This window comes from Streptomyces hirsutus, assembly GCF_001418415.1.
GTDB classification, from domain to species: Bacteria; Actinomycetota; Actinomycetes; order Streptomycetales; family Streptomycetaceae; genus Streptomyces; species Streptomyces hirsutus.
On record NZ_LIQT01000523.1, the window covers coordinates 1 to 7,247 of the forward strand.

At 72.2% G+C, this 7,247-nt stretch carries 7 protein-coding genes and 1 pseudogene; 4 read left to right on the top strand and 4 right to left on the bottom strand.

Annotated features, from left to right (window positions below):
* Nucleotides 1-79 precede the first annotated feature (79 nt).
* Nucleotides 80-673, top strand: a complete 594-nt coding sequence (gene idi, locus AOK11_RS33090) for an isopentenyl-diphosphate Delta-isomerase (RefSeq protein WP_055597368.1) — start codon at nt 80-82, stop codon at nt 671-673.
* A gap of 88 nt (nt 674-761) precedes the next feature.
* Here idi and AOK11_RS33095 read toward each other — a convergent pair whose 3' ends face one another.
* A complete protein-coding gene (locus AOK11_RS33095) occupies nt 762-1,277 on the bottom strand; it encodes an ATP-binding protein (RefSeq protein WP_055597369.1) in 516 nt (171 codons plus the stop codon).
* A gap of 174 nt (nt 1,278-1,451) precedes the next feature.
* A complete protein-coding gene (locus AOK11_RS33100) occupies nt 1,452-2,075 on the bottom strand; it encodes an HdeD family acid-resistance protein (RefSeq protein ID WP_055597370.1) in 624 nt (207 codons plus the stop codon).
* A gap of 113 nt (nt 2,076-2,188) precedes the next feature.
* Here AOK11_RS33100 and AOK11_RS33105 point away from each other — a divergent pair, with 113 nt between their 5' ends.
* From AOK11_RS33105 to AOK11_RS33110, 3 genes are all read left to right on the top strand, one after another.
* The gene (locus tag AOK11_RS33105) at nt 2,189-2,944 is read left to right on the top strand and encodes an enoyl-CoA hydratase/isomerase family protein (protein ID WP_055597371.1); all 756 of its coding nucleotides are present in this window, start codon (nt 2,189-2,191) and stop codon (nt 2,942-2,944) included.
* A 115-nt stretch (nt 2,945-3,059) separates the two neighbouring features.
* On the top strand, nt 3,060-3,191 hold the full coding sequence (locus AOK11_RS46285; protein WP_276204859.1) for an LPFR motif small protein: 132 nt from the start codon (nt 3,060-3,062) through the stop codon (nt 3,189-3,191).
* A 105-nt stretch (nt 3,192-3,296) separates the two neighbouring features.
* Complete coding sequence (locus AOK11_RS33110) at nt 3,297-5,684, top strand: Tex family protein (RefSeq protein WP_055597372.1); 2,388 nt, start codon at nt 3,297-3,299, stop codon at nt 5,682-5,684.
* Nucleotides 5,685-5,838: 154 nt separating this feature from the next.
* Here the strand turns inward: AOK11_RS33110 and AOK11_RS33115 are convergent.
* Together AOK11_RS33115 and AOK11_RS45700 are read right to left on the bottom strand one after the other, a co-directional pair.
* The coding region (locus AOK11_RS33115; protein ID WP_240497583.1) for an ABC-F family ATP-binding cassette domain-containing protein at nt 5,839-6,936 on the bottom strand (1,098 nt) is incomplete at its 5' end.
* Between the two features lie 2 nt (nt 6,937-6,938).
* A pseudogene (locus tag AOK11_RS45700) lies at nt 6,939-7,247 on the bottom strand (ATP-binding cassette domain-containing protein); the annotation flags it as partial.

Genomic DNA, 7,247 nt, shown 5'->3' on the forward strand with positions numbered 1-7,247 from the left:
GCGGGCGGGGCGGGGGAGTGCCGGGAGTGCCGGATTCGTGCGGCAGACTTGGGGCGCGAAGACCGAATGAAGGATGGGTATGCCGATCACACCTGCCACCGCGACGCACAACCCGTCGAGCGGTACCGCCGAGGCGATTCTGCTGGAGCTGGTCGACGAAGACGGCGTGACGATCGGCACCTCGGAGAAGCTCGCCGCCCATCAGCCCCCGGGGCAGCTGCACCGGGCGTTCTCGGTGTTCCTCTTCGACGAGCGCGGCCGGCTGCTGATCCAGCAGCGGGCGCTGGGCAAGTACCACTCCCCCGGTGTGTGGTCCAACACCTGCTGCGGGCACCCCTACCCCGGTGAGGCGCCGTTCGCGGCGGCGGCCCGGCGGACCTTCGAGGAGCTGGGCCTGTCCCCGTCGCTGCTCGCCGAGGCGGGCACCGTGCGCTACAACCACCCGGACCCGGCCTCCGGTCTGGTCGAGCAGGAGTACAACCACCTGTTCGTCGGCATGGTGCAGGCACCTCTGCGGGCGGATCCCGAGGAGGTGGCGTCCACGGCGTTCGTGACCCCGGACGAACTGGTCCGGCGCCATGCCGAGGACACCTTCTCGGTGTGGTTCATGACCGTGCTGGACGCGGTCCGCCCGGCGGTCCGGGAGCTGACGGGACCGTCGGCGGGCTGGTGACCGCGCGGGACCGGTCGCGGATCCGCCCGGGCCCGGGCGTCGGGCCTGCCGCCGGTGGTGACCGTCGGAGCGGGTGCGCGTGCGGCCGTCAGACCCGCGCGGGCTTGAGCGGCAGGGCGGCCCAGATCACCTTGCCGCCGCTCGCGGTGTGCTCGACGTCGCACATGCCGTTCGACTCGCGGGTGATCTCGCGCACCAGGAGCAGTCCGCGGCCGCCGGTGCGGCCGTGGTCCGCCTCCAGGGCGGTCGGGCGGTAGGGGTGGTTGTCCTCCACGGACACCCGGACCCACTCGGCGCCGACGGCGACCTCGACGGCGAGCATCGGGGAGAGCAGTGCCGCGTGCCGTACGGCGTTGGTGACCAGTTCCGAGACGATCAGCAGCAGCCCTTGGACCACGTCGGCGGCGACCGGCACCCCCTGGCGCAGCAGCAGGTCCCGTACGGCGTGGCGCGCCTGCGGGACCGAGGCGTCGACGGCGGGGGCGGTGAATCGCCAGACGCCTTCGTACGGCAGCGGTGCCGAGCGCGGTGGGACGGTGTCCGCCCCGGTGGGTCTGTCCTCGTCCTCCGGGCGTGGGCCGGGCCCACGCCCCTGGTCGTCCATCGTCCGGTCGCCGCCCTCACGCTCGATTGTCACCACACGTCGAGTGTTGGTAACTATGCGCGTCACACCGAAGACCTGAACAGAAGTCAGCGGATATCGAGCGTTTCCGACCGTTGACGTATGCCGTGGGTGGTTACAGGACCGTTTCCTTCTGCTCCGTGTCGTGTCGGCGGACTATTCGGGTTGTACGGGTTTGATGTCCGGCCGGGTGCTCTCCGGGCCCGTCAGCCGGTCGGAGACCATGCCCACGATCCTGCGCCCGCCGTAGCCGGTGGCGATCAGACCGAGCCCGTCGAAGAGCAGGGTGAGCGAGAGGAAGGCGCCGATCACGTACTGGCTGCTGCTGGGCCAGGTGATCAGCACCAGGATTCCGAGGAGGAGGCCCAGGACGCCCTGCAGGAGCGTCACGCCGAACTGCGGACCGCGCACCACCATGCTGCCCACCAGACGGAACACTCCGCCGGTGAGGAACAGCAGCGCGGCGAACATGGTCAGCGCCTCGGCCGCCGCCTCCGGTGTGTGCAGGACCACCACGCCGGCCGCGATGTTCAGTGCCGCGACGATCACCGCGAGCCAGAAGAAGTTGCTGTGCCGGGCCTGGACGGCGTGCAGCAGCGAGACCACGCCGCCGATCAGCAGCAGCCAGCCGAACAGCACCATCGTCGTCAGAGTGGCGAAGCCGGTGTAGAAGAGACCGATGAGGCCGGCGACGACCAGGATCACGCCGAGCGCGGCGAGCCGGCCGAAGCCGCTCTTCAGCTTGGCCGCCTCGCCACGCGGTGGGGTGGACCTGGCCATGACTGCCTCCTCGCTGTCCGTTCCCTGTCGTTCTCCCCTTCCCCCGAGGTCGCGTAACGCTTCACGCGCTCCTGCTGATCAGCGCCCCGACCGGGGCGGATAGCATCCGGCGCATGGAGCCGCAGCTGTCGCACAGCGTCACCGGATCGGTCGCCACGGTCGTCATCCGCCATCCGGCGAAGCGCAACGCCATGACGACCGCGATGTGGCGCGCGCTGCCACCGCTGCTCGACGCGCTGGCGGACGACACCGGGGTGCGGGCGCTGGTGCTCACCGGCGAGGGCGGGACGTTCTGCGCCGGGGCCGACATCTCCACGCTCCAGAGGTCGCCGCAGGAGGCGCAGCGGCTCGCCGTGGCGGCCGAGGAGGCGCTCGCCGCGTTCCCCAAACCGACGCTCGCGGCGGTCCGGGGACACTGCGTCGGCGGCGGGGCACAGCTGGCGGCGGCCTGCGATCTGCGGTTCGCGCAGGAGGGAGCGGTGTTCGGGGTGACCCCGGCCAGGCTCGGCATCGTCTATCCGGCCTCCTCCACCCGGCGGCTGGTGTCGCTGGTGGGGCCCTCCGCCGCCAAGTACCTGCTGTTCTCCGGCGAGCTGATCGACACCGCGCGGGCGCTGCGTACGGGACTGGTCGACGAGGTGCTGCCCGTGGACGGACTGGACCGGCGGGTCGCGGAGTTCACCGCGACCCTGGCCTCGCGTTCGCAGCTGACCCAGGCCGCGGCGAAGGAGTTCGCGAACGGGCGCACCGACCGGGACGCCCACTGGAGCGGCCGCGCGGAGGGCAACGGCGACACGGCGGAGGGGGTCGCCGCCTTCCTGGAACGGAGGCCGCCCCGGTTCAACTGGAGCCTGCCGGGGCGGCGGTAGGGTACGGCGTTCGCCGAGGGCAGGCATGCCGAAGCCCTGACGAGGTACCCGGAGGTCATCACTCCGTTCGTCCCACCGGGACGGACGGGACACCGAAGACCGAAGGAGGAGACACGTGTTGCGTGCCATCGCGGATGTCCTGCGTCAGATCGGCGGCGCCGTCGCCACCGTCGTGACACTGCCGTTCCGGGCGGTGGCCCGGCTGTTCGGGGGTGCCTCGTCGGCGGGCCGGGGCCGGCGCGCCTGACCCGGCGCGCAGCACCGCCCGGCGAGTCGCCGCCCTGATCCCCGATTGTCGGCGTCACCTGCCACAATTGCCGCGCAACCTCAGCGAAGAAGGCGGTACGGGATCGTGACGACACCCCTCCAAGGGTCCATCGAAGGCAGGATCGCCGGGGAGCTCGGCGTACAGGAGCGGCAGGTCAGGGCCGCCGTGGAGCTGCTCGACGGCGGTTCGACGGTGCCCTTCATCGCCCGCTACCGCAAGGAAGCCACCGAGATGCTCGACGATGCGCAGCTGCGCACGCTCGAGGAGCGGCTGCGCTATCTGCGGGAGCTCGAGGAGCGTCGTTCGGCGATCCTGGATTCGGTGCGCGAGCAGGGCAAGCTCACCGAGGAGCTTCAGGCGCGGATCCGGGGCGCGGAGACCAAGGCGCGCCTGGAGGACATCTATCTGCCGTACAAGCCGAAGCGGCGTACCAAGGCGCAGATCGCGCGGGAGGCGGGACTCGAACCGCTGGCGGACGGGCTGCTCGGGGACCCGGGCGTCGACCCCCTCGCCGCGGCGGCCGCGTTCGTGGACGCCGACAAGGGTGTCGCCGATCCGCAGGCCGCCCTGGACGGCGCGCGGGCCGTCCTCACCGAGCGGTTCTCGGAGGACGCCGACCTGATCGGCGAGCTGCGGGAGCGCATGTGGGTGCGCGGGCGGCTGACCGCCAAGGTGCGCGAGGGCAAGGAGGAGGCGGGCGCCAAGTTCTCCGACTACTTCGACTTCGCCGAGCCGTTCACCGAGCTGCCCTCGCACCGGATCCTGGCGATGCTGCGCGGCGAGAAGGAGGAGGTCCTGGACCTCGTCCTGCAGCCGGAGGAGGCGACGGAGGGCCCGTCCTCGTACGAGGGCACGGTGGCCCACCGGTTCGGGATCGCCGACCGGGGGCGCCCCGCCGACAAGTGGCTGCTCGACACGGTCCGCTGGGCGTGGCGCACGCGCATCCTGGTGCATCTCGGCATCGACCTGCGGCTGAGGCTGCGCACGGCGGCCGAGGACGAGGCGGTGCGGGTCTTCGCGGCGAACCTGCGCGACCTGCTGCTCGCCGCTCCGGCCGGTACCCGTGCGACCCTCGGTCTCGACCCGGGCTTCCGTACGGGTGTGAAGGTCGCCGTGGTCGACGCGACGGGCAAGGTCGTCGCCACCGACGTGATCCACCCGCACGTCCCTGCGAACCGGTGGGACGAGTCGATCGCCAAGCTGGCCCGGCTCGCGAAGGAGCACGCCGTCGAACTGGTCGCGATCGGCAACGGTACGGCGTCCCGCGAGACCGACCGGCTCGCCGGCGATCTCATCACCCGGCACCCCGAGCTGAAGCTGACGAAGGTGATGGTGTCCGAGGCGGGCGCCTCGGTGTACTCGGCGTCCGCGTTCGCCTCGCAGGAGCTGCCGGACATGGACGTGTCGCTGCGCGGGGCGGTGTCGATCGCGCGCCGGCTCCAGGACCCGCTGGCGGAGCTGGTCAAGATCGACCCGAAGTCGATCGGCGTCGGCCAGTACCAGCACGACCTGTCCGAGGTGAAGCTGTCGCGCTCACTGGACGCGGTGGTGGAGGACTGCGTGAACGGCGTGGGTGTGGACGTCAACACGGCGTCCGCGCCGCTGCTCGCCCGGGTCTCCGGCATCACCTCCGGGCTCGCCGAGAACATCGTGGCCCACCGGGACGGCAACGGGCCGTTCGCCTCCCGCCGCGAGCTGAAGAAGGTGCCGCGCCTCGGCCCCAAGGCGTACGAGCAGTGCGCGGGCTTCCTGCGGATCCGCGGCGGCGACCCGCTGGACGCCTCCAGCGTGCACCCGGAGGCCTATCCGGTGGTCCGGCGCATGGTGCAGAAGTCCGGTGAGGAAGTCGCCTCCCTGGTCGGCAACACGGCGGTGCTGCGCTCGCTGAGGCCGCAGGACTTCGTGGACGAGACGTTCGGTCTGCCGACCGTCTCGGACATCCTCAAGGAGTTGGAGAAGCCGGGGCGCGACCCGCGGCCGGCGTTCAGGACCGCCGCCTTCAAGGAGGGCGTGGAGAAGATCTCCGACCTGGCCTCCGGGATGATCCTGGAGGGCGTGGTGACGAACGTGGCGGCCTTCGGCGCGTTCGTCGACATCGGCGTCCACCAGGACGGTCTGGTGCACGTCTCCGCGATGTCGAAGACGTTCGTCAAGGATCCGCGGGACGTGGTGAAGCCGGGCGACATCGTCAAGGTGAAGGTCCTCGACATCGACATTCCGCGCAAGCGGATCTCGCTGACGCTGCGGCTGGACGACGAGGCCGCGGAGCAGACCGAGTCCCCCGCCGGGCGCAGGCAGCGCGGCGGGGCACGCCCGCCGCAGCAGCGCCAGGGGCAGGGGGGCCGCGCCGGGGGCGGTGGCGGCGGTCGCGGAAGCGGCGGGGCGCGTCCGGCACCCGCGCCGGCGAACAGCGCGATGGCCGACGCCCTGCGCCGGGCGGGGCTGGCCGACCCGAAGAAGGGCGGACGCTAGGTTTCGCGTCGGCCGACGGCCCGGTTCCTCCGCCGCGGTGCGAGGGGCCGGGCCGTCGGTCTGTTCCGCGTCGTCCCGGTCGGTGTTCCGTCAGGCCCGGTCGCCACCCGGTCGGGCCCCGTCGTCGCCCGGTCCGTGGTCGGTCCGCGCTCGGTCAGTGCTCGGTGACCTTGCCGTCGGCCACTTCCAGGCGGCGGGTGACGTGCACCGCGTCGAGCATGCGCCGGTCGTGGGTGACGAGGAGCAGGGTGCCCTCGTAGGAGTCCAGGGCCGATTCCAGCTGCTCGATGGCGGGCAGGTCGAGGTGGTTGGTCGGCTCGTCGAGGACGAGGAGGTTGACGCCCCGCCCCTGGAGGAGGGCGAGGGCGGCGCGGGTGCGTTCGCCCGGCGAGAGGGTGACCGCCGGACGCATCACATGGTCCGCTTTGAGGCCGAACTTGGCCAGCAGGGTGCGAACCTCGGCCGGTTCGGTGTCCGGGACCCCGGCGCGGAAGGCGTCGAGCAGGGCCTCGGTGCCGTGGAACAGCGCGCGGGCCTGGTCGACCTCGCCGAGCAGCACGCCCGAGCCGAGCGCGGCGTGCCCGGCGTCGACCGGGACGCGGCCCAGCAGGGCGCCCAGCAGGGTGGACTTCCCGGCGCCGTTGGCGCCCGTGACGGCGACCCGGTCCGCCCAGTCGATCTGCAGGGTGACCGGTCCCAGTACGAAGTCGCCGCGCCGTACCTCGGCGTCCCGCAGCGTCGCCACCACCGCGCCGGAGCGCGGGGCCGCCGCGATCTCCATGCGCAGCTCCCACTCCTTGCGCGGCTCCTCGACCACCTCGAGGCGTTCGATCATGCGCTGGGTCTGGCGGGCCTTGGCGGCCTGCTTCTCGCTGGCCTCGCTGCGGAACTTGCGGCCGAGCTTGTCGTTGTCGTTGCCCGCCTTGCGACGCGCGTTCTTGACTCCCTTGTCCATCCAGGACCGCTGTGTCTGGGCCCGGTCCTGGAGCGCGGACCTCTTGTCGGAGTACTCCTCGTACTCGTCGCGGGCGTGCCGGCGGGCCACTTCCCGTTCCTCCAGGTAGGCCGCGTAGCCGCCGCCGTAGAGGTTGATCCGCCCCTGGGCGAGGTCGAGCTCGAGGACCTTGGTGACGGTGCGGGTGAGGAACTCGCGGTCGTGGCTGACCACGACCGTGCCGGCGCGCAGTCCGCCGACGAAGCGTTCGAGGCGCTCCAGACCGTCGAGGTCGAGGTCGTTGGTCGGCTCGTCGAGNNCGCGGTGACCTCCTCGGCGCGTTCGTCGAGGTCGGCGCCGCCCAGGGCCAGCCAGCGCTCCAGGGCTTCCGCGTACGCGTCGTCGGCACCGGGCGCCCCGTCGACCAGGGCCTGGGTCGTCTCGTCCATCGTTCGCTGGGCCTCGGCGACACCGGTGCGGCGGGCCAGGAAGTCCCGGACGGTCTCACCGGGCCGGCGCTCCGGCTCCTGCGGGAGATGGCCGACGGTCGCCGTGGGCGGGGAGAGCCGCAGCTCGCCCTGCTCCGGCGCGGTGAGCCCGGCGAGCAGGCGCAGCAGGGTGGACTTGCC

Bases quoted from the DNA above. Each gene is read 5' to 3' on its own strand.
- AOK11_RS33100 (WP_055597370.1), bottom strand. From the start codon at position 2,075: ATGGCCAGGTCCACCCCACCGCGTGGCGAGGCGGCCAAGCTGAAGAGC.
- AOK11_RS33095 (WP_055597369.1), bottom strand. From the start codon at position 1,277: ATGGACGACCAGGGGCGTGGGCCCGGCCCACGCCCGGAGGACGAGGAC.
- idi (WP_055597368.1), top strand. From the start codon at position 80: ATGCCGATCACACCTGCCACCGCGACGCACAACCCGTCGAGCGGTACC.
- AOK11_RS33105 (WP_055597371.1), top strand. From the start codon at position 2,189: ATGGAGCCGCAGCTGTCGCACAGCGTCACCGGATCGGTCGCCACGGTC.